This is a genomic window from Nonlabens sp., assembly GCF_047636915.1.
GTDB lineage: Bacteria > Bacteroidota > Bacteroidia > Flavobacteriales > Flavobacteriaceae > Nonlabens.
Map to the genome: position 1 here is coordinate 18,930 of NZ_JBLIGN010000006.1, position 19,240 is coordinate 38,169.

Genomic DNA, 19,240 nt, shown 5'->3' on the forward strand with positions numbered 1-19,240 from the left:
AAGTAACTTTAAAGCAATTGGCAGATGTATTAAATTATTCTATTTCTACTATGTACAAATAATTAAATGATAAGGAAGAAATAAGTTTTGACACAAAAATAAAAATAGTGGACACACCAAAAAAAATAGGAGACCAGCGGCTCAAAAACTTATTAAGGTTAAATGCTGCTATCGCTGTTATTATTCCTGATATTAAGAATGATTTCTTTGCTCTAGTCTTAAAAGGTTGGAAATAGGCTACAACAGAGAATAATTAAAGAAAAATAAGGGGGTTTTCAAATGAATTATATGTGAAGGAGGTCGCTTATTTATCGACTCTTAAAAAAGAATCTATTGATGGATTTATTATTACAGTAGCAAATAGGGGCACAAGAATTAGAAAAACACGATCATTTTTATGATATCATTGATTATGGAATCCCTTTAGTAATGTTTGATAGAGTAGTTGAAGATCTTGAATGTGATTAAATGATTAATGATGAATTTCTGTCTTGTAGCAGAGCAGTAAATTTTTTATTGAAAAGTAGTGACCGTGATATGTGCATTTCCAGCACTATTAATGCATCTGGTGTTGATAAATTAAGAGAAGAAGGAATTAGAAATAGTATCAGTAAGCAAGAAGGTGTAATTTTAATATTGTGACAGCAATTGACTAAGAAGAATATTCCAAATGAATCTAGAATGTATTAAAGCATGATGGAATCCAGTGTATTAAGACACTTCATCAAGTAGCAGGGGTATTAGCATTAAACAAAGCTCGTGAATTGGGCATAAGGTTTTATGAGAAGCTTCAGTTAATCTGTTTCTGTAATGATTTTCTTTTAAATCATTCATATCCTAAAAGGACTATTATAGATCAACAGGCAAGTTAAAAAGGAAATAAGTCGTTTATCAGAGTGTTATTTTTTTTGAACAGTACAGACATTATTAAAATTACGCAGTTCACACTTTAAAAAGCTTTTTATTGAAAAGTGGAACTACTGGTAATCAAAAAAGCCCCTATCAAATGATAAGAGCTTTGTAGCGTGGGGCGGGCACGATCCGCCGACCTCAGCATTATGAGTGCTGCGCTCTAACCAACTGAGCTACCACGCCAATACGCTAAAACAGCTGTTGTTTTAGCGGGTGCAAATATACATTTTTTTATTTTTTTATTCCAAACCTAACTGATTTTTAATTTTGATTAATTTTCTTTTTTCAGGACAGAAATTATGTACTATATTGCCGTAAAAGTTATTTTAATGCAAGACCCGATCAAATTTGACCTTGAATTTCCTATTCAGGCCTCTCCGACTTTATTGTACCAGCATATAGCGACTCCTTCTGGAATGTCTGAATGGTTTGCTGATAATGTGAACAGCCGTGGTGAATATTTTAAATTCATTTGGGATGGACAAGAAGAAAAGGCAAAAATTATTAAAAGGGTATCTGGTGAAAGAGCTCGTTTTCAGTGGGACTATGATGAAGACACAAAAAAATATTTTGAACTTAGGATTGAAGTAGATGAAATAACCAAAGACGTTTCATTAATGATCACTGACTACGGAGATGATGACGATGAAGTAGAAGAACAAAAAATGTTTTGGGAAAATCAAGTAAGTGCTTTAAAAAAGGTGTTAGGATCTAGTTAGTCTACTAATAAATATTTAATTTTAAGCCCTAAATAATAGGGCTTTTTTTATGGTAATAATCAATCAAGAATTTTTAGAAGAACAAACGGCAGTTATACCTTATAACAACAGAGGTACCTTTTATGGTGACGGAGTTTTTGAGACGCTGAGGTGCTATAAGGGTAAAGCATTACTTTTTGAAGAGCATTATTTCAGATTGATGTCGAGCATGCGAATTTTGCGTATGAATATACCAGATTTTTTCACACCAGAATTTCTGGAAGAAAGTATCATGGGATTGCTTCAAAAACAAGGTCTAAATAAGGATCATGCCAGAATAAGAATTACGGTGTGGAGAAAGTCTGGAGGTTTCTATACACCCAAAGATCTGTCGGTTAATTACTCTATTTCTTCAACAATTTTACCGTCTAAATTTAAAAATGTAACCAAAAAAGAAATAGATCTTTTTAAGGATCATTTTGTTTACGGCTCCATGTTGAGCAGCCTAAAATCTACAAATAAAGCAGTTAATATTCTAGCTGGTATTTATGCTGTGGAAAATGAATACGATGATTTATTTTTACTTAACCAAGATAAAATGGTAGTGGAAGCTATTTCTGGAAATGTATTTTTGCGTAATGGAAATGTGATTAAAACACCACCTATATCTGATGGATGTTTAAATGGTATAATGAGGGCTCATATCATAAAACAATTTAAAAAAATGCTCAATTATGAATTTAACGAGGAAACAATTACCCCTTTTGAATTGCAAAGAGCTGATGAGATTTTTGTTACTAATATTATAAATGGGGTGCAAAGCGTTACTAAATACCGCAAGAAAAGCTATGAGACTGACACAGCAAATGAACTTCTACAAATGCTTAATGATACCTTCTTTGATTAGTTGAGTAGCACATGATTTGTTGACTTGTAATACGTTTGTTTATCGTTTGTTAGTGACCTAGTAAATAGTTCTTTTTAAGTAAAATAGTTGTTTTAGATGTATTGAACTCTTCGTTTAACTCAACTAATAATACAACACAAATTGTGGTAGGGTACTTTTATTTTTTGAATCAGTAAAACTCTTGAATGCTTTTTAAACACAGATGTAACTAGAAGTCATATACTTTATGGCAAACAGATGTTACGTTTTGGTTTTAATTTTCAATTCAAGATGAAGTTGAGGTAAGAGATGATATCATATACCGAAGATTTTTTAAAACATATATGGTTTTCTCCGTTCTTTTCAATCCGCATGTGGTATAAAGGGCATTGATTAGAATTTTTATTATTCGGCACTAGAATCCATCAGTAGGTATTTTTAACTAGCTATTATCAATAATTACTTGCAGATTATGTTAATTTTTTTGATAATGAAGATACGCAGTAGCTTATTTCTGTTTGATCCATAATAAAAAAGATCAGGATATTTTTACTATTTGGAATCTACCAGTTCCTTTTTAGTAACGTATCGGTCTATTTTGAAATACTATCAAAATAAATAAAAATTTTTTCTTCCTTTTGTATTAAGGTAGATACAACTTATTTCAAAGTAGGTTGGGTAATCATGCCTAATTGACCGAGACATGACAATAATCTTTGATTTTAGGGTATTATATATTTGTTATCTGGTTTTTTCAAGATGTATTTTATTGGTTCTAATATGCATCTAAAACCGCTAAACAAACGCGGATTAGTTATAAGAAGGGTTCTCGGGTGCGTTGGACCACAATTCATATTCACCGCCTAAATTTTTCATTTTTTTCTTCCATATGTCGTGCATATTATCGGATAAAATATTTTCGCTATCCGTGTTTTCTACCACTATCCAAGAATGGGATTCTAGTTCGTTTTCTAATTGCTTGCGCTCCCAGCCAGAATAACCTAAAAAGAACTTAATTTCTTGACCGGTTATAACGCCACTATTTAGTAATTGACTCACAGCGTGAAAATCTCCGCCCCAATAGATACCGTCCTCAATTAAATGTGATTCTGGAATTAGATTTGGAATGTTGTGAAGGAAGTATAAATTATCTATATCCACTGGTCCACCTTGATAAACTTCAAGCTTTAAAGAAATTTCTGGAACCAATTGATCAAGTGTATAATCTAGTGGCTTATTTAGAATAAATCCTACAACTCCTTCTTTGTTAAATTCCGTGAGTAAGACCACCGATCGTGAAAACGAATCATTTCCTATAATGGAAGGCTCAGAAACTAAAAGGCTTCCTCTCTCGGGTGTTATATTTTTCATAAGCTGCTATTAATAATTAAACATAATAAAAATTTATGAATATTACAATTGTTTTTATAGGATAGCTAGAAAAACTGAATAAACTGCTTTCATAAATGGTTAAAACTAAAAAGCCCCAATCTTAAACGAGTTAAGTTGGGACTTTTAAATGCTTCAACTAATTGAAATTAGTTAACGGCTTTTTGCAAATCACTTCCTGCTTTGAATTTCACAACTTTTTTTGCAGCAATTTTGATAGTTTTTCCAGTTTGTGGGTTTCTACCTTCTCTTGCTGCTCTTTTAGAAACTGAGAAAGAACCAAATCCCACTAAGGAAACTCTGTCGCCTTTTTTAAGAGATCCTTCTACGTTTCCTAAGAAAGATTCTAATGCCTTTTTAGCTGCTGCTTTTGAAATCCCAGCATGCTCTGCCATTCCTTCGATTAAATCTGTTTTGTTCATAATTGAATTTAAATTAATGTTGGTTAAACTAAAACGTGAAGCAAATTTATACGGAATATGCGACCACACAAGGATTCCCACATAAATCTCAATAATTTGTTCATAAAACTAATAAATTGTTAATAACTATATGCTTTTCAAAGAGGTTTCTTCTCAAGCCACGTCAAATATAGCATTTTCAGCAAAAGAATATCCATTCAACAGATCTTTTACTTTCATGCGTTTTTTGTTTGGTAATTGTATTTCTTCGATTTCTAGCATGTTTTTACCACAGGCAACGATCATCTTATTGTTTTCTATAACAAAACTTCCAGGCTTCATTTTATGGTCCTTTTCAATAACACGGCTTTTATGAATCTTCACTATCAGTTCTTCTTTATCAAATAATAATGATTTTGCCACAGGATATGGAGAGAGACCTCTAATGAGTGCATCTATAGCAGCAGCACTTTTTGTAAAATCTATAAGGGTATTCTCATTATTTAGTTTAGGCGCTTCTTTTAATTCAAAGCTGTTATTTTGTAGGGAGGTTGCAACTGGACCAGCTGCTATCTTATTTACGGTTTCTAAGCTTAATAAGGCTCCCAGTGTCATCAATTTACTGTAAAGGGTACCTACGGTATCTACTGCTTCAATAATTGTCTCTCGATTAGAGATAATAGCTCCAGTGTCAATTTTATCATCTATAAAGAAAGTGGTTACACCGGTAGTTTTTTCTTGATTTATAATGGCCCAATTGATGGGAGCTGCACCTCTATATTGTGGTAATAAACTGGCATGTAGATTAAAAGTACCTAATTTGGGCATGTTCCAAACAGCTTTGGGCAACATTCTAAAGGCAACAATGACTTGAAGGTCTGCTTGAAAGGAAGCGAGTTCTTTTAAAAAATCTTCTGATTTCAAGTTGTTTGGTTGTAATACGGTAAGACTATGAGCTATTGCGTATTTTTTTACATCACTCTCATTGATCTTTCTACCTCTTCCAGCTGGCTTATCTGGAGCGGTAACCACTGCTACAATTTCGTGATGTGACTTATGTAAGGTATGGAGGACTCCAGTTGCAAATTCTGGTGTTCCGAAAAATACTATTTTTAAGGAATTATTCATTGATCGTATATTTATTGTTGCTGGTTATGTTCACTTTCCCTTGCTCTAATAATGTTTTAAGATGAGCAACTACAACTTTTTTATCTATATTTATTTGTTGAGTTATCTCATTGCTATCTAGCGGTTGACTTTGTAATGCGCTAAGTATTTGGTGCTCAAAAGCAGTCCTACTTCCTGTTTTAATGCAATTGCTACAATGACCACAGTCCTTAGGTATTTCTTCGTCAAAGTATTCTAGTATCATTTTATTGATACAAAGGTCTGTATTAGTAACTAGTTTTACCAAAGCTTTCAATTTTTCTAACCGGAGTGTATTCTGTCTTTCCAGTTCACGCGAGAACCTATTAATGGTGCGCTCATCATCTCTGGGGATTAAATAAGTAATTTGTAGATCTGTATTTGTGATAGTTGCTTCTATCAGTTCCTGTTCTTGGAGGAGTTGTAAAGTTTGATTAACGTCATCTTCACTTGTATTACTGCGTGTGGCAACTAGAGCAGTATTAATTTGTAGCACATGATGTTGACTGCTGCCATAAGTCCGCAGGATGGCCTGTATTATAGCGTTTACTACAGGTCTATTTTGTGCAAAGTCTATGATTCTAGTTCCGCTTTCGCGAAAGCGGATACAGGAGCGTCTGTGGTAACCTTGAGCAAGACTTATCACACTAAATCTATCTAAGGCGTTAAGGGCACTATATGCCTGCATTCCGTTCAATTGATAGGTATTACAAAACTTTGAGAAGGATAAAGGATGCGTTTCTTCTCCTCCTTCACCTAAAGGAATTCTTAGGTAATTAGATAATTTGCGGTAAATGAATTTCAAGTATTCTGTGGTAGGTTGAGATTTAACAAACTGGTTATACGCATGCTCTATATCATTACGATTGTATATAAAATGAGCAATACTTGTATTGCCATCGCGTCCAGCTCTCCCGGTTTCTTGATAATAACTTTCTACACTATCAGGTAATTGCAGGTGTACCACGCTGCGTACATCTGGCTTATCGATTCCCATACCAAATGCATTTGTGGCCACCATAACTTGTAACTTATTACTCATCCACGATTGAGAAGTACGCGTGCGTAATTTATTAGAAAGTCCCCCGTGATAAAATCCTGCAGTAATTTGAGACTGTTGTAGCAGTAAAGTAAATTCTACCGCATTTTTTCTACTTCTTACATAGGTAATGCTGCTGCCAGGTTGAGTGGTATAAAAATCGCAAAGTTCCTGACGTTTATCTCCAGTTTTTTTGATGTGATAATGAATATTAGAACGCTCATAACTCGATTTAAACACCTTGGGATTTTGAAGCTCAAGAGCCGCGATAATATCCTCTTGGACGGCTTTTGTAGCAGTTGCTGTAACCGCAATAATAGGAATCCGTGGATGCAATTCTTTCAAAGTAATAATCTGACGATAAGCAGGTCTAAAATCATGGCCCCATTCACTGATACAATGTGCTTCATCAACCGCGATAAGGTTGACATTCATCTTGAGAATACGCTCTTTAACTAAAGTTTGTTGCAATCGTTCAGGACTTAAGTACAGGAAATCATAATTCCCATATATACAATTGTCCAACACATCATCTAATTCTCTATAAGAAATACCTCCCGTAATTCCTACCGCTTTAATATGTCTCTTTTTAAGTTGGTCTACTTGATCTTTAATTAAAGCTACGAGCGGTGAGATAACGATACAAATACCAGACAGCTGTATGCCTGGTATTTGATAGCAAATAGATTTTCCTCCACCAGTTGGTAACAAGACAAGCGCATCCTTACCTTCTAAAACACTTGAAATAATCTCTTGTTGTAGCGGTCTGAAGGTATCAAAACCATAAACTTTATTTAATATGTCTAAAGATTTATCTATCATTGTTAAATCTGATCTTTTATAAAATTACATCTATTTTCAAGATCTAATTGAGGTACTGTAATAGGAGAATAACCCAATTGTGTGTAAAATAGTTTGAGAATATCACCCAATACTACAGCTTGTTCATAGCTTTCATAACGCTCTTTGTCGCTTTTATATATGGCTTCCCATGGAGGTAAAAAGAAAACTTGATCGTATATATGCTCTTCACAGGCTTTGATAAAAGCAGGAGGTATTTCATCTCCTGTAAACACATGGTAAGCAGGAACGTCTGGAATGCCTCTGTCATAAAAATGTATACCTTCTTTTGCTTTTCTGAATTGTAAGATACGACCATCGAGCAACTGATTGCTGAATGCAAAGGGGTCTGTAAGAAAAAGTTGCTCGATGCCTTGCTCTTGAGCCTTTGCTGTTACCTCTCGAGAGATCTCGTGATGTACCTTGAAGCCTCCTTTTTCAATAGTCTTCAAAACACTAGTTTTTCCAGATCCAGGACCGCCTATTATTAAAATTCTTTTGAGTTTTTTCATTAGCCTACAAAATAAGTAAAACTATGGATAGCAATCGAGGGTATCATGAATTATATTTGCCTATTCATTATGGAAAATAAAGAATCAGAAGACTTTTACGCAAAATTAAAAATTCAGCTTGCAGACACAAGCATCTGGCCAGCTAAGTATTTATATAAGTTTATTGTACCATCCTTAGGGCCGCAAATCGCAGAAATAGAACATATTTTTGATAACACAGGTGCTGTAATTACTAATAAGGTGTCTAGTAAAGGTAAATATACCAGTGTTTCCATTGTGGTACATCTGAAAAATCCCGATGCTGTTATCGAAAAATATAAAGAGGTGAGTAAAGTTAAAGGAGTTATTTCTCTTTAACAGATTAATTCCTCTATTTTGCGTATTTTGCAGAACTTCACAAATAAGTAATACCATTTCAATTTGATATCATCATTAGAATATAATACCGAGCGCAACCAACTCCTTATACCAGAATATGGAAGACATATTCAAAAGCTTGTAGATCATTGTAGGGCCTTAGAGACTAAGGAAGAGCGCAATCGCATGGCTACAGCTATTATAGGTGTAATGGGTAATTTGAATCCGCATTTAAGAGATGTGGCAGATTTTCAACACAAACTTTGGGATCAATTGTTTGTGATTGCAGATTTTAACTTGGACGTAGACTCACCTTATCCTATACCTAATAGGGAAGAGCTTGCCGCTAGACCGCCAAAAATGTCTTATCCTCAAAAGAGGCCCCGTTATCGATTTTATGGGAACAATATTCAGGGAATGATTAATGTTGCGCTAGGCTGGGAAAAAGGTGAGAAAAGAGAAGCACTCGCTTATATCATCGCAAATCACATGAAGAAATCATTCCTTAACTGGAATAAAGACACGGTAGATGATGCCGTCATTTTTAAACATCTTTTTGAATTAAGTGAAGGTGAAATCAATCTTGCTGCAAAAGAAGAAGATCTATTGGAATCTAAATCTTTGATTTACCGCAATACCAGTACCAGTCGATCCAGCACCAATACTACAAACCATAAGCGCCAGCATGGTAAAAAGAGTGGCAGAACTACCACCACCAACAACAACAACAACAATAACAGAAGAAGAAACAATTAATTTCTCTACCTGACCTGCTTGAATACAAAAATTCCCATTTCATAAGTGAAATGGGAATTTTTATCTAAATAACTAAAATGAACTAGATTGATTTTCTAGTATCTACTGTATTCATTCTCCATGCATCTAACATCCATGTAGTTGTTTCTAGTTCTCTTATGTAGGCGCCTATTAGATCAATAGTACCTTCATCTTCACAAGCTCCTGCAGTTTTAACCACTTTAGACATTTGTAATAAAATTGTTCCGTGATCTTCTATAAGGTTTTTTACCATATCTGTGTCAGCTAACTCTGATTTTGATTCTTTGATATTGGATAATGTCAAATAATCACTGTAGTTAGAAGTCGGCTGGTACCTTAAGGTAAGAATGCGCTCAGCGATCTCATCAATCTTTAAAGCTGCATCATCATACATTTCCTCAAATTTCACGTGAAGATCAAAAAAGGAACGTCCCACAATATTCCAGTGGTAATTTCTTATTTTTTGATAGTACAGATGATAATCGGCTAGAAGAATATTTAATTCTTTACTGGTATCTTTTGCTTTTTCTATATTGAAGTGTAAATAACTCATTCTTTTAAGTATGTTTTTTGGTTAATGATTAAATTTAATAAGTCGAGATTTGAAATTTATTTTTAACAGATCACCTTAAACAAGGAGTGGAGGTAATGCTCTGTATTTTTTTATATTTTATCCTACCGACCTTTTTCTAAAGATAAGAATAGAATATGACTAGGTTTTGGAAATTTGAGTTAAATTATTTTTATAAAATCACAAATTCATCCTATAAACGCTAAAATAGAAGAAATTCATTGAGATATCTTAAATTATTTAACAACAAAAAAACTTTCAAATGTTTTTGATTCCAATAGTTGCATCCATATCAATGGTGCAAAACCTCTTTGAAGACTTTCTTTAGTGAGTTCTAGAATTTCATTAAACGTGTAAGAAGTAGGTAATTCTTGCGGCAGCATCTTCCAAGCATATTTTTCTGGAAGGAAATAGCTGTGGGTTGTTTCTGCTTTCGCGAAAGCTTGATACCTATAATAGTACCCGACAATACTGGACTTGTTGATGTACTCAAATTTATGAGACCAAAATTGATGAGGTATAAATACATGTGCTAAAAAGCAAACTTTTTGTTTTATTTGAGTGACATCTATATGGTAACCTTTTAATAATTTATTGGTTTCAGGAGCGTAGAGCAATGGCAATTGCTGATTTTTAAGATGTTCTAATTTTCTGACCAAATTATCCCTTCCATTAGGACCTTGATATTTGTTAAGTTCTTGGAGTATTTTTGTTTTTTTGTCACTAGTTATTGTAGGGTTATAAATATAAAATTTATAGACTAGTTCTACGTGTATAGTGGCATTAGTACGCTTATGTCTTATGATGTAATCAAGTTCACCTATGGTTATTTTACCTTTGAAAACTTGTGCATTAGAAAGTACCAGATCGTAGTTATTAGATTGCTCTACACAAAATCTGAAAAAATATTCGGCTCTTTTACCTAGCAAAGTTCCTTGAGGTATAACAGGTAAATCTAACGACTCTTTATCTTCTAGATGGTCAAAGTTAAAATTTGATAATCCAAACTGCTCCAATCCAAGCAGCGTTCCAGACCATAAACTGGCTGTTTTATAAAAAGCTTTAAAACGCGCAAAATTGTTGTCCATGGTATTATAGTTTGGAATACTGACTTTTAATGTAGTGACCAGCAGCTGGGCCTAAGTTAAATAGTAAATCAAGTCCACTTAAAGGTTGTGAAAAACCATGTTTTTCTTGAAATACTTGTATATAAGAATCAAGTGTTATTAATGGTGTGCCTTTTGCTGTGATCAATCGATGGGCTAGCGTGTCATTCTGATATTCTTGAGTGACCTTTATTTCTTTGTGAAGTTGTAAGTTTTTTAATAAGAAATGAAGTGTTTTTATATTCCATTTTATTAAGGAATTTGGAATATCTTTAAAAAGTGTCTCGAGGTCATCTTGATAATATTCAAAGTATGGACTGCTATAATAAGCACTTTTAATGCTTTTTAAATGCGTGGTTGCCCAGGTTTGTGAAAGGTCCATTTCTACCGCGTTATAAGAAATAGAATGACCTGTTTTTTGATGAATGATAGGAATGTTAAGAGCAAGTTTGCCATTTGCTGCAGCAATGTATGTTCTGTTCCTATACGTCTGTTTTACGTAACTATCTTGAGTTTCTAAAACAACGACTTGTGATTTATGAATATGAATTAGAGTGATCACATCCACAAAATAGGATGGATGAATACAGATTTCATTCATTGCTTTATAAAGTTACGATGTTGCTTTATTCTCTTTTTTATTTTTTAGAATCTTTTTAACTACAAAATAACCAGCTAGTAAAACAAGGAAGTAAACCAAGTAGGAAGTAGGCTTTCCAGTGCCGTTTACCGTAGTGAACATTCTTTCAAATCTAAAGGCACTAAAAAATGATTTGTTACTGTCATAACTCATCCAGACAAAAACAGGTTTTCCTACCACATGATTAAATGGTACATAACCCCAAAATCTACTGTCTAAACTGTTATCGCGATTATCTCCCATAAGCCAGTAATAGTCCTGCTTAAATGTATAAGAGCCAAGTGGTATGCCGTTTAAAAACACATTCTTCCCTATGGTAGTAATGTCGTTAAATACCGCCATTTCACTACCTTCATATACCTCTATAATTCTTTTGAAATAAGGAATGTTTTTGTGATCTATAGCCACGGTCATTCCCGCGGCAGGAATTAGGAATTCTTCGCGATCATCATTATTGTTAAGTAGTCTAGCATCGTAAGGAAATGCGTTGTCCTTGCTATATGCCGTTTTGATATCTCTACGATCTCTATAATCTGTTCTAAAAGGCGCAGCTAATAGCTGATTCTGTCTTTCATAGAACGAAATAACACCATCAGATTTTAGTTGTTCAATTGCAGCCTTGGTCGCAGTAATTTCAAGGTTGTTGCGATTATTTGTTCTGTCCTTTTGGTAAATCTGTTCGGTTAGGTCATACTTTTCAATCATATAAGCTTGGTTTGCCATAAGATCGAGCCGCGTGGCTATAATATTATATTTGTGCTGCGGTCTAGCGCGTTCTGGTAAAATTAGTTCTTCCCCATTAATAAAAATTACACCATCTTTCATGGACATTTTATCACCAGCAATCGCCACACATCTCTTCACATAGTTGGACTTTTTATCGATGGGCTTGTAATGGAATTTGCCATCGTCAAAAGGATATGAATTTATGGTGTCTGTAGGATAATTAAAAACAACAATATCGTTGCGTTCTATTTTTTGAAATCCAGGTATTCTAATGTAAGGTATTTGAGGTCTTGCTAGATAACTCTTTATTCCTGCTACAGGAATAGTATCGTGCACCATGGGAGCAGCGATCGGTGTCATAGGTAATCTCGCACCGTAATGAAATTTACTCACAAAAAGAAAATCTCCTGTAAGCAAAGTTTTTTCTAAGGAAGAGGTAGGTATAATGAAAGGCTGCATGACATAAGTATGAACTATGGTTGCCGCTATAACAGCAAAAAGAATAGAGTTGGTCCATTCTCCCACAGCTGTTCTAGGGTTGACTTCTCTTTCTTTTACATGTATAAGAGGTTTTGTATAGTTAATATAGTAGATATAAAACCCTAAAGTTAAAATACCCAATGCGGTATCCACAGGTTTGTTGTAACCAAATGATCGCAGGGTATCAACCCATACTACAATAAACATCAAAATATTAACGACTGGTAGGAATAATAACAAAGTCCACCACCAAGGTCTATTCATGACCTTCATTAATATTATCGCATTATAAATGGGTACAAAGGACTGCCAAGCTTTATATCCAGCAGCAGTATACATTTTCCAGGTTCCTAATCCATGGATCAATTGGATTATTAAAAATACGATCAACCATTCTGTCCAATTCATTTTGTTTTATTCTAGTAGAAGAGAAGTTTTAAGGATTTATTATAAACCTAGAACTTCTTTCATTGTGTAAATTCCTTTTTTATTTATGATCCACTCTGCTGCGATTATGCTTCCTAAAGCAAAACCTTCTCTTGTATTTGCTGTGTGGGTAATTTTTATTTGGTCAATTTCATTTTGATAAGTAACACTATGTGTACCTTTTATATCATCTTGGCGTACTGCATCTATAGGCACAGAATTCTTTTTCAAACCCGTACCTAAATGCCAATTCTGTTTTTCCATATTTTCAGAAAGTCCTTCAAATAAAGTAATCGCTGTACCACTTGGAGCATCTTTCTTTTCTGTGTGGTGAATTTCTTTAATTTTTACGTTATATTCTTTGAAACGGGTCATCATTTGCGCCAACTTTTTGTTGAGTTCAAAGAATATATTTACACCTAGACTAAAATTGGAGGCATACACCATGGTGGAATCATACTTGGTAACAAGCTTGGTAATTTCTGGAAGATGTTGGTTCCATCCCGTAGTTCCACAAACAATCGGGATTTGAGTAGGGATTAAATACTTGAGATTTCCTAAAACACTTTCTGGACTTGTAAATTCAATAATAACATCGGCCTTTGTAATATCTTCCATAGAGTCATTACGACCTATTTTAGTGACCACAGTATGATCTCTCTCAACAGCAATTCTTTCAATGGCTTTACCCATTTTACCATATCCTAATAGTGCTATTTTCATACTAAAAAGTGTAGTTTAAATTAAAACCGTACGTATTGCCTATGGCAAGCATATTATAATCCATATAGGGAAGAAATGATAAATTACGATCTACATTGAATTGGCTTAAATGCCCATCCACATTAGCATCGATAATTTGTAGTACATAAAGCGCAGCTGTTATGAGAATACTTAATTCTTTATTGCGCTGTGAAGTTCTTTGAGCCCTCTCCAGCCCTTCGGTTGTGATAAAAGGAGTTCCATCAGGATTTGAAAACTCGTCATTAGTACCTCCAGCGAGACGTATCCTAAAAGCATCCCTTATTCTATGATATTCTTTATCGTTTACCGTGTAAATATATATGGGTATTCCAACCGCAGCTAATGCCAGCGGCACTTTCCAGTATTTTCTATTATAGGCTTGTCCAAGACCAGGAATTACGGCGCTATAAAAAGCAGCCTTTGCAGGTCTATTAGCATCATAAACTCTAGAAACACTATCCTTAGCAACGATAAGGTCATTTAAATCTAAAGTGGTATTCGGGTTATTTTGAGCACGGCCTAGTATCCCAATAAACAGCAGTATATAAAAGAATCTATGACTCATTAATCAACTTTACGATACGTTCAAAGTCAGCTTTAGAGGCGTAGGAAATGGTTATTTTTCCCTTACCCGTGCTAGACATAGTAGTAGAAACCTTGGTGTCTAAAAGAGTATTAAGGTCTTTAGTATGTTGTGTTACATATTCAGGTAACGTGTTGGTTTTCGTTTGTTGTTGCGTAAGCTTTCCTCCCTTTATAACTTTAACTAATTTTTCAGTTTCCCTCACAGAAAGGTGGTCACTCAATATTCTTTGGTAGGTATCTAATTGTTGTTCCAGGCTGTCAAGGGTGATCAATGCACGGCCATGACCCATAGTAATAAAACCATCTCTCATTCCCGTCTGGATGATTGGATCTAACTTCAATAAACGTAAATAATTTGCAATAGCGCTGCGAGATTTCCCAATTCGATCGCTCATTTGTTCCTGGGTAAGATCTATGTCTTCAATTAACCTTTGATAGGAAAGAGCAATTTCTATTGGATCTAGATCCTGACGCTGTATATTTTCTACCAGTGCCATTTCAAGTGATTCCTGGTCATTTGCAATACGCACATAAGACGGAATAGTCTCTATTCCTAAAAGTTTAGAAGCGCGATACCTGCGTTCTCCAGACACTAGCTCGTATTTTCCAAAACCTTTTTTACGTACGGTAATCGGCTGGATAACACCTAGTTCTTTTATGGAAGAGGCAAGTTCTCTTAATTGCTCTTCATTAAAACTAGTTCTAGGCTGAAAAGGATTCATATCGATATCTGTCAAGGAAAGATCAATGACATTACCCACTATTTTATCTGCGTTTTTATCCGTGGCAGATAATATATCGTTGCTAGGATCTTTTAAAAGAGCAGATAATCCTCTCCCCAGCGCTTGTTTTTTAATTGCTTTTGCCATGTTGCTTAAGCGTTTTTCTGTATGAGTTCATTTGCAAGACTTAAGTAATTCTCAGAACCTTTGCTTGCAGCATCATAATTTATAATGCTTTCTCCGTAAGAAGGCGCTTCGCTCAAACGTACATTGCGCTGAATGATGGTTTTAAAAGTAAGACCTTCAAAATGTTTATTTACTTCTTCTACTACTTGATTGGATAAACGCAGTCTGCTATCATACATGGTAAGTAGCAAACCTTCAATGTCAAGATCTGGATTATGGATTTTTTGGATACTTTTTATAGTGTTTAACAACTTACCTAAACCTTCTAGGGCAAAATATTCACATTGAATAGGAATCAACACAGAGTCACTCGCAGTGAGGGCATTTAGGGTGAGTAAACCTAATGAAGGAGCACAATCGATAATAACGTAATCATACAAGTCTTTGATGTCTATCAAAGCCTTTTTCATCATATACTCACGTTTTTCTTTATCCACAAGTTCGATCTCTATAGCTACTAAGTCGATATGCGCAGGAATAATTTCTACGTTAGGAGAGTCTGTTTTGATAATTAAATCCTCAGCTTTCATAGAGTTCTCAATAAGTTGGTAGGTCCCGTGCTCTATAGCATCCACGTCAATTCCTAAACCAGAGGTCGCATTTGCCTGTGGATCTGCATCAATGAGTAAAACTTTCTTTTCTAAAACACCTAGACATGCTGCAAGGTTAACAGCTGTCGTTGTTTTTCCTACACCACCTTTTTGGTTTGCTATGGCTATTATTTTACCCATGGAATACTTGTATTATTGATTTGCTAAAGTAAATATTTTACAGTTGATTTTACCGTCAAAACGCTAATATGGTTCATAACATTTTATAACAAAGTAATTTGTTCCTGTTAGTTCATTGATTTTGAGCGTAACATATAAGGAATGAATCGACAAAATAGATCAATAAATCCTATTTTTGATGCCATTATAAGGTTGAAAAGTTATGAGATCTAATAACTAACTTTGCTACATGAAAAAAATACTCGTAATAGGGAAAAACTGGCCAGAGCCTAACACCACAGCGGCAGGTTATCGAATGATACAATTATTAGAGGTTTTTCAAGAAGATGGGTATGAAATTCATTTTGCCTGCGCTGCGGTAAAATCAGAATATTCGGTTGACCTAAATCTTTTACAAATTACAGAGAAATCTATTGTTCTTAACGATACTAGTTTCAACAAATATGTAAAAGAACTAAGTCCAGAAATAGTCCTTTTTGATCGTTTTATGACCGAAGAGCAATACGGATGGCGAGTTAGAGAAAACTCGCCTAGATCATTACATATTTTAGATACAGAAGACCTTCATTTCTTAAGGAAGGCTAGGGAAGAGGCTTTTAAAAAAAACCAGCCGGTTGATCTGTTCGGTGAGGCGGCAATGAGAGAAATTGCTGCTATACACAGATGCGATTTGAGTATTATTATTTCTAGTGTAGAATACCAACTGCTACTCAATTCTTTTCATTTACCAGAATCTAAATTAGTTTATGTGCCGTTTCTTTATAGGTCTACAGATTCAAAAAAGATTGATAAGTCATCGCCTACCTATCAGGAACGTTCTAATTTTATAATGATAGGAAACTCCCTGCATGCCCCTAATTACGATGCTATTCTGTATGTAAAAAATACTATATGGCCTTTAATTAGAAAGAAATTACCTACTGTTGAGATACATATATATGGAGCTTATCAAAATGAAAAGATCCATCAACTCGATAATAGAGCAGAAGGGTTTTTAATAAAAGGATATGCTCAAAAGGCCATTGACACCCTACAACAATACAGGATTTTAGTAGCTCCATTAAGATTTGGTGCGGGATTAAAGGGGAAAATATTTGATGCAATGCAATCTTCAACGCCTGTTGCCATGAGTACTATTGCATCAGAAGGTATGTTTAAAGACGCCTTAGTGTATGGCTTTGTAGAAGATGACCTACATAAATTTGCGCAGGAGTGTGTTGACTTATACCAGACAGAAAGAGATTGGGATCGCATAAGTAAGACGAACATTAATTTATTACAAGAGAATTATCTCTATCCCGCTTTCGCGAAAGCATTACTATTAAAGATTTCTAACCTAGTATTAAATCAACGTTTGCCAGTGGATCAAAACAACTTTTTTGATAGAATGCTGAATTATCATTCTTATTCTAGATACAAATATCTTTCCAAATGGATACATTCAAAAGAACAACAAGTCTGATTAAAAACACCTATTAATACCTCTTAAAACTTTACACTTCAAAACATAGAGTTCATCCATACCAACATTAACTTAAGTTGGAATTAATAGGTACATAAGAAAAACGCAATTTTAGAGTTGAAAACATTTTAAAAGGGAATTTCATGTTCATTTTAATTATGCTAATCAGCTCAATATTTAATTAATAAACGGAATTGCCTCATAAATTTTAACTTAAACAATACCCAGTTGACACTACTAGGAAGGCGTGTAAAAAATATAACTCATATTATTGAAAGATTCAGTATCTATCTAAAAGTCCCTCTATAGCTGCGGCACATATATAAATTGTCATAAGCTTTTATAGGGTACTTTTTTTACGAAGAAATACGTAGTTAAAAAGTTTAAAGAAAGTTAGTGAAGTAAAACCTACCAGTAAACCTACTATAAATTCAGCTATGATAGAAGGTAGCGACCCCAATAACTCTTCTATAAAATGAATGTTATGTATGCAAATACCACCGGCAACTAAAATAAGCGCGATCGTTCCAATGACAGACAAGCTTTTAATAATTACAGGCAGTGTTTGCACTAATAGAGTGCCAGTCATTTTTGATATACTTTTCTTTTTATCACTTAATTGTATCAATCTCATACCTAAGTCATCCATTCTTACGATTAGTGCTACGATACCATAAACTCCAATGGTTGCGATGACGGCCACAATGCTTACTACCACAATTTGATTAAATATGGTTTCCTCTAAAACAGTCCCTAAAGCAATGATCACAATTTCAACTGATAAAATAAAGTCAGTCACGATAGCCGATTTAATTTTAATCTTTTCGAGTGCTAAAATTTCGGTTTCTGATCGTTTTTCAAGTTTAATTTTGATTGCTGGTTTGACCTGAGGAAATAAATATTCATAAATTTTTTCTGCCCCTTCATAAGCTAGATAGATAGCACCCAACAATAGAATCATTGTTACTGCCCATGGAGCAAATGCGCTTAGTAAAAATGCTATTGGTAAAATAATTAATTTATTTAAAAAGGAACCTTTAGTAATCGCCCACAATACTGGGATTTCACGAGAAGAAACAAATCCGGAAGCTTTTTCAGCATTAACGGCCAAATCATCTCCTAAAATTCCAGCCGTTTTTTTTGTAGCAATTTTACTCATTGCCGCAACATCGTCCATGAGAGCTGCTATGTCATCTAGTAAAGTAAAAAAACCTGATCCCATTGGTGTAATTCTTTTATTTAAAATGCAATTAACAAGAGTTCTCCCATTAATAAGTACCCTGTTTAGCTGCATTATTTTTGGAGTCATTGCTTTACTAGCAGACTCGTAAGGAGCTAAGTCAAATTATACTTCGATTTATTCTAACGTTTTTTCTAAATTAAACGGATATAATTAATAATTATAGTTGAGAAACTGAGTATTAAACGGCCTATTCGTTCCATTGTAAAAGTAAATTATTTAAGCCACCATCACAATAATTAATAGTTTTATAAGAGCATAATTTATTTTAAAGGAGCTAGATTTTACGAGCCTATTAAATTTATGACAATAGCAAAGGCGTGTACATTCCATAAGATGATTTATGAAACGAGTTACGGTAAAATGTCTTACAAAAGTTGCAATGGTATCCCGACTAACAAGGCAATATAAATAAACTAGTGACTTTCTTTTTATTATGGAACTTAGAAGTATTTAAAAGTGATGTATTCACTATTTTTTTGGGGAAGCTATTAAAGCTGTTTGTACAAATGATTAATGCCGGTATTCCACTGAAAAAGGGCATTTATTTAAGTGTTAATTTTCCGCTTTTGTGAAAGCGAAATGTGAAAGACCACAATCCAGATACCTGCTTTTGTTGTCCTTTGGACCAATGCCTGTCCGATGGAAAATCACATAAATCTTA

Annotated in this window: 20 protein-coding genes and 1 tRNA gene; 6 read left to right on the top strand and 15 right to left on the bottom strand. The window is 34.2% G+C overall.

The features are described from left to right. The first annotated feature begins 107 nt into the window (after nt 1-107). On the top strand, nt 108-236 hold the full coding sequence (locus ACJAT0_RS01945) for a hypothetical protein (protein ID WP_415180292.1): 129 nt from the start codon (nt 108-110) through the stop codon (nt 234-236). A gap of 785 nt (nt 237-1,021) precedes the next feature. On the opposite strand, the gene ACJAT0_RS01950 is transcribed toward ACJAT0_RS01945, so the two are convergent. Further along, nucleotides 1,022-1,095, bottom strand: a tRNA-Met gene (locus tag ACJAT0_RS01950). A 146-nt stretch (nt 1,096-1,241) separates the two neighbouring features. On the opposite strand from ACJAT0_RS01950, the gene ACJAT0_RS01955 reads away from it, so the two are divergent. Together ACJAT0_RS01955 and ACJAT0_RS01960 are read left to right on the top strand one after the other, a co-directional pair. Further along, on the top strand, nt 1,242-1,631 hold the full coding sequence (locus ACJAT0_RS01955) for an START-like domain-containing protein (RefSeq protein ID WP_374004368.1): 390 nt from the start codon (nt 1,242-1,244) through the stop codon (nt 1,629-1,631). A 49-nt stretch (nt 1,632-1,680) separates the two neighbouring features. Then, nucleotides 1,681-2,517, top strand: coding sequence for an aminotransferase class IV (locus ACJAT0_RS01960; protein ID WP_415180293.1), 837 nt, complete (start codon nt 1,681-1,683; stop codon nt 2,515-2,517). A gap of 789 nt (nt 2,518-3,306) precedes the next feature. Here ACJAT0_RS01960 and ACJAT0_RS01965 read toward each other — a convergent pair. The 5 genes from ACJAT0_RS01965 to ACJAT0_RS01985 form a co-directional block, all read right to left on the bottom strand. Further along, nucleotides 3,307-3,867: a YqgE/AlgH family protein gene (locus ACJAT0_RS01965; RefSeq protein ID WP_374002489.1), complete on the bottom strand. Its 561-nt coding sequence runs from the start codon at nt 3,865-3,867 to the stop codon at nt 3,307-3,309. 167 nt (nt 3,868-4,034) lie between these two features. After that, complete coding sequence (locus ACJAT0_RS01970; RefSeq protein WP_015363467.1) at nt 4,035-4,307, bottom strand: HU family DNA-binding protein; 273 nt, start codon at nt 4,305-4,307, stop codon at nt 4,035-4,037. Nucleotides 4,308-4,460: 153 nt separating this feature from the next. Continuing rightward, nucleotides 4,461-5,414 carry a methionyl-tRNA formyltransferase gene (gene fmt, locus ACJAT0_RS01975; protein WP_415180294.1) on the bottom strand — a complete coding sequence of 318 codons (954 nt, stop codon included), beginning with the start codon at nt 5,412-5,414 and terminating at the stop codon, nt 4,461-4,463. Further along, nucleotides 5,407-7,293 (bottom strand): RecQ family ATP-dependent DNA helicase, encoded by a 1,887-nt coding sequence (locus ACJAT0_RS01980; protein ID WP_415180295.1) that lies wholly within the window; start codon nt 7,291-7,293, stop codon nt 5,407-5,409. Before ACJAT0_RS01980 ends, fmt begins: the two co-directional genes overlap by 8 nt. Nucleotides 7,294-7,295: 2 nt before the next feature. Then, complete coding sequence (locus ACJAT0_RS01985; RefSeq protein ID WP_415180296.1) at nt 7,296-7,823, bottom strand: AAA family ATPase; 528 nt, start codon at nt 7,821-7,823, stop codon at nt 7,296-7,298. Between the two features lie 69 nt (nt 7,824-7,892). Here ACJAT0_RS01985 and ACJAT0_RS01990 point away from each other — a divergent pair, with 69 nt between their 5' ends. Both ACJAT0_RS01990 and ACJAT0_RS01995 read left to right on the top strand, forming a co-directional pair. Continuing rightward, complete coding sequence (locus ACJAT0_RS01990; protein WP_415180297.1) at nt 7,893-8,180, top strand: DUF493 family protein; 288 nt, start codon at nt 7,893-7,895, stop codon at nt 8,178-8,180. A gap of 63 nt (nt 8,181-8,243) precedes the next feature. Beyond that, nucleotides 8,244-8,936, top strand: a complete 693-nt coding sequence (locus tag ACJAT0_RS01995) for a DUF4290 domain-containing protein (RefSeq protein ID WP_415180298.1) — start codon at nt 8,244-8,246, stop codon at nt 8,934-8,936. A gap of 82 nt (nt 8,937-9,018) precedes the next feature. Here ACJAT0_RS01995 and ACJAT0_RS02000 read toward each other — a convergent pair whose 3' ends face one another. From ACJAT0_RS02000 to ACJAT0_RS02035, 8 genes are all read right to left on the bottom strand, one after another. Further along, nucleotides 9,019-9,510: a Dps family protein gene (locus ACJAT0_RS02000; protein WP_374002483.1), complete on the bottom strand. Its 492-nt coding sequence runs from the start codon at nt 9,508-9,510 to the stop codon at nt 9,019-9,021. A gap of 254 nt (nt 9,511-9,764) precedes the next feature. Continuing rightward, a complete protein-coding gene (locus ACJAT0_RS02005) occupies nt 9,765-10,616 on the bottom strand; it encodes a DUF1853 family protein (RefSeq protein ID WP_415180299.1) in 852 nt (283 codons plus the stop codon). Nucleotides 10,617-10,620: 4 nt separating this feature from the next. After that, nucleotides 10,621-11,235, bottom strand: coding sequence for a WbqC family protein (locus ACJAT0_RS02010; protein ID WP_415180300.1), 615 nt, complete (start codon nt 11,233-11,235; stop codon nt 10,621-10,623). A gap of 12 nt (nt 11,236-11,247) precedes the next feature. Further along, nucleotides 11,248-12,888, bottom strand: a complete 1,641-nt coding sequence (gene lepB, locus ACJAT0_RS02015; protein ID WP_415180301.1) for a signal peptidase I — start codon at nt 12,886-12,888, stop codon at nt 11,248-11,250. A gap of 39 nt (nt 12,889-12,927) precedes the next feature. Next, entirely contained in the window at nt 12,928-13,629 is a 702-nt protein-coding gene (gene dapB, locus ACJAT0_RS02020; RefSeq protein WP_415180302.1) for a 4-hydroxy-tetrahydrodipicolinate reductase, read from the bottom strand. 1 nt (nt 13,630) lies between these two features. Beyond that, nucleotides 13,631-14,215 (bottom strand): DUF5683 domain-containing protein, encoded by a 585-nt coding sequence (locus tag ACJAT0_RS02025; RefSeq protein WP_415180303.1) that lies wholly within the window; start codon nt 14,213-14,215, stop codon nt 13,631-13,633. Then, nucleotides 14,205-15,104: a ParB/RepB/Spo0J family partition protein gene (locus ACJAT0_RS02030; protein WP_415180304.1), complete on the bottom strand. Its 900-nt coding sequence runs from the start codon at nt 15,102-15,104 to the stop codon at nt 14,205-14,207. The genes ACJAT0_RS02025 and ACJAT0_RS02030 overlap by 11 nt, the downstream gene beginning before the upstream one ends. Before the next feature lie 5 nt (nt 15,105-15,109). Continuing rightward, entirely contained in the window at nt 15,110-15,874 is a 765-nt protein-coding gene (locus ACJAT0_RS02035; protein ID WP_374002476.1) for a ParA family protein, read from the bottom strand. A gap of 229 nt (nt 15,875-16,103) precedes the next feature. Between ACJAT0_RS02035 and ACJAT0_RS02040 the strand changes: the two genes are divergently transcribed. Beyond that, nucleotides 16,104-17,336: a glycosyltransferase gene (locus ACJAT0_RS02040; RefSeq protein ID WP_415180305.1), complete on the top strand. Its 1,233-nt coding sequence runs from the start codon at nt 16,104-16,106 to the stop codon at nt 17,334-17,336. A 340-nt stretch (nt 17,337-17,676) separates the two neighbouring features. Here the strand turns inward: ACJAT0_RS02040 and ACJAT0_RS02045 are convergent, their stop codons facing one another. Further along, nucleotides 17,677-18,558, bottom strand: a complete 882-nt coding sequence (locus ACJAT0_RS02045) for a DUF808 domain-containing protein (RefSeq protein WP_415180329.1) — start codon at nt 18,556-18,558, stop codon at nt 17,677-17,679. Nucleotides 18,559-19,240: the final 682 nt, after the last annotated feature.

What these genes read in the sequence shown, in the direction of transcription:
- ACJAT0_RS02045 (WP_415180329.1), bottom strand. Translation starts at nt 18,558, where the DNA reads ATGGGATCAGGTTTTTTTACTTTACTAGATGACATAGCAGCTCTCATG.
- ACJAT0_RS01990 (WP_415180297.1), top strand. Translation starts at nt 7,893, where the DNA reads ATGGAAAATAAAGAATCAGAAGACTTTTACGCAAAATTAAAAATTCAG.
- ACJAT0_RS02025 (WP_415180303.1), bottom strand. Translation starts at nt 14,215, where the DNA reads ATGAGTCATAGATTCTTTTATATACTGCTGTTTATTGGGATACTAGGC.
- lepB (WP_415180301.1), bottom strand. Translation starts at nt 12,888, where the DNA reads ATGAATTGGACAGAATGGTTGATCGTATTTTTAATAATCCAATTGATC.
- ACJAT0_RS02035 (WP_374002476.1), bottom strand. Translation starts at nt 15,874, where the DNA reads ATGGGTAAAATAATAGCCATAGCAAACCAAAAAGGTGGTGTAGGAAAA.
- ACJAT0_RS01970 (WP_015363467.1), bottom strand. Translation starts at nt 4,307, where the DNA reads ATGAACAAAACAGATTTAATCGAAGGAATGGCAGAGCATGCTGGGATT.
- ACJAT0_RS01965 (WP_374002489.1), bottom strand. Translation starts at nt 3,867, where the DNA reads ATGAAAAATATAACACCCGAGAGAGGAAGCCTTTTAGTTTCTGAGCCT.
- ACJAT0_RS02040 (WP_415180305.1), top strand. Translation starts at nt 16,104, where the DNA reads ATGAAAAAAATACTCGTAATAGGGAAAAACTGGCCAGAGCCTAACACC.
- ACJAT0_RS01980 (WP_415180295.1), bottom strand. Translation starts at nt 7,293, where the DNA reads ATGATAGATAAATCTTTAGACATATTAAATAAAGTTTATGGTTTTGAT.
- ACJAT0_RS01955 (WP_374004368.1), top strand. Translation starts at nt 1,242, where the DNA reads ATGCAAGACCCGATCAAATTTGACCTTGAATTTCCTATTCAGGCCTCT.
- ACJAT0_RS02030 (WP_415180304.1), bottom strand. Translation starts at nt 15,104, where the DNA reads ATGGCAAAAGCAATTAAAAAACAAGCGCTGGGGAGAGGATTATCTGCT.
- ACJAT0_RS01960 (WP_415180293.1), top strand. Translation starts at nt 1,681, where the DNA reads ATGGTAATAATCAATCAAGAATTTTTAGAAGAACAAACGGCAGTTATA.
- ACJAT0_RS02000 (WP_374002483.1), bottom strand. Translation starts at nt 9,510, where the DNA reads ATGAGTTATTTACACTTCAATATAGAAAAAGCAAAAGATACCAGTAAA.
- fmt (WP_415180294.1), bottom strand. Translation starts at nt 5,414, where the DNA reads ATGAATAATTCCTTAAAAATAGTATTTTTCGGAACACCAGAATTTGCA.
- dapB (WP_415180302.1), bottom strand. Translation starts at nt 13,629, where the DNA reads ATGAAAATAGCACTATTAGGATATGGTAAAATGGGTAAAGCCATTGAA.
- ACJAT0_RS02010 (WP_415180300.1), bottom strand. Translation starts at nt 11,235, where the DNA reads ATGAATGAAATCTGTATTCATCCATCCTATTTTGTGGATGTGATCACT.
- ACJAT0_RS01985 (WP_415180296.1), bottom strand. Translation starts at nt 7,823, where the DNA reads ATGAAAAAACTCAAAAGAATTTTAATAATAGGCGGTCCTGGATCTGGA.
- ACJAT0_RS02005 (WP_415180299.1), bottom strand. Translation starts at nt 10,616, where the DNA reads ATGGACAACAATTTTGCGCGTTTTAAAGCTTTTTATAAAACAGCCAGT.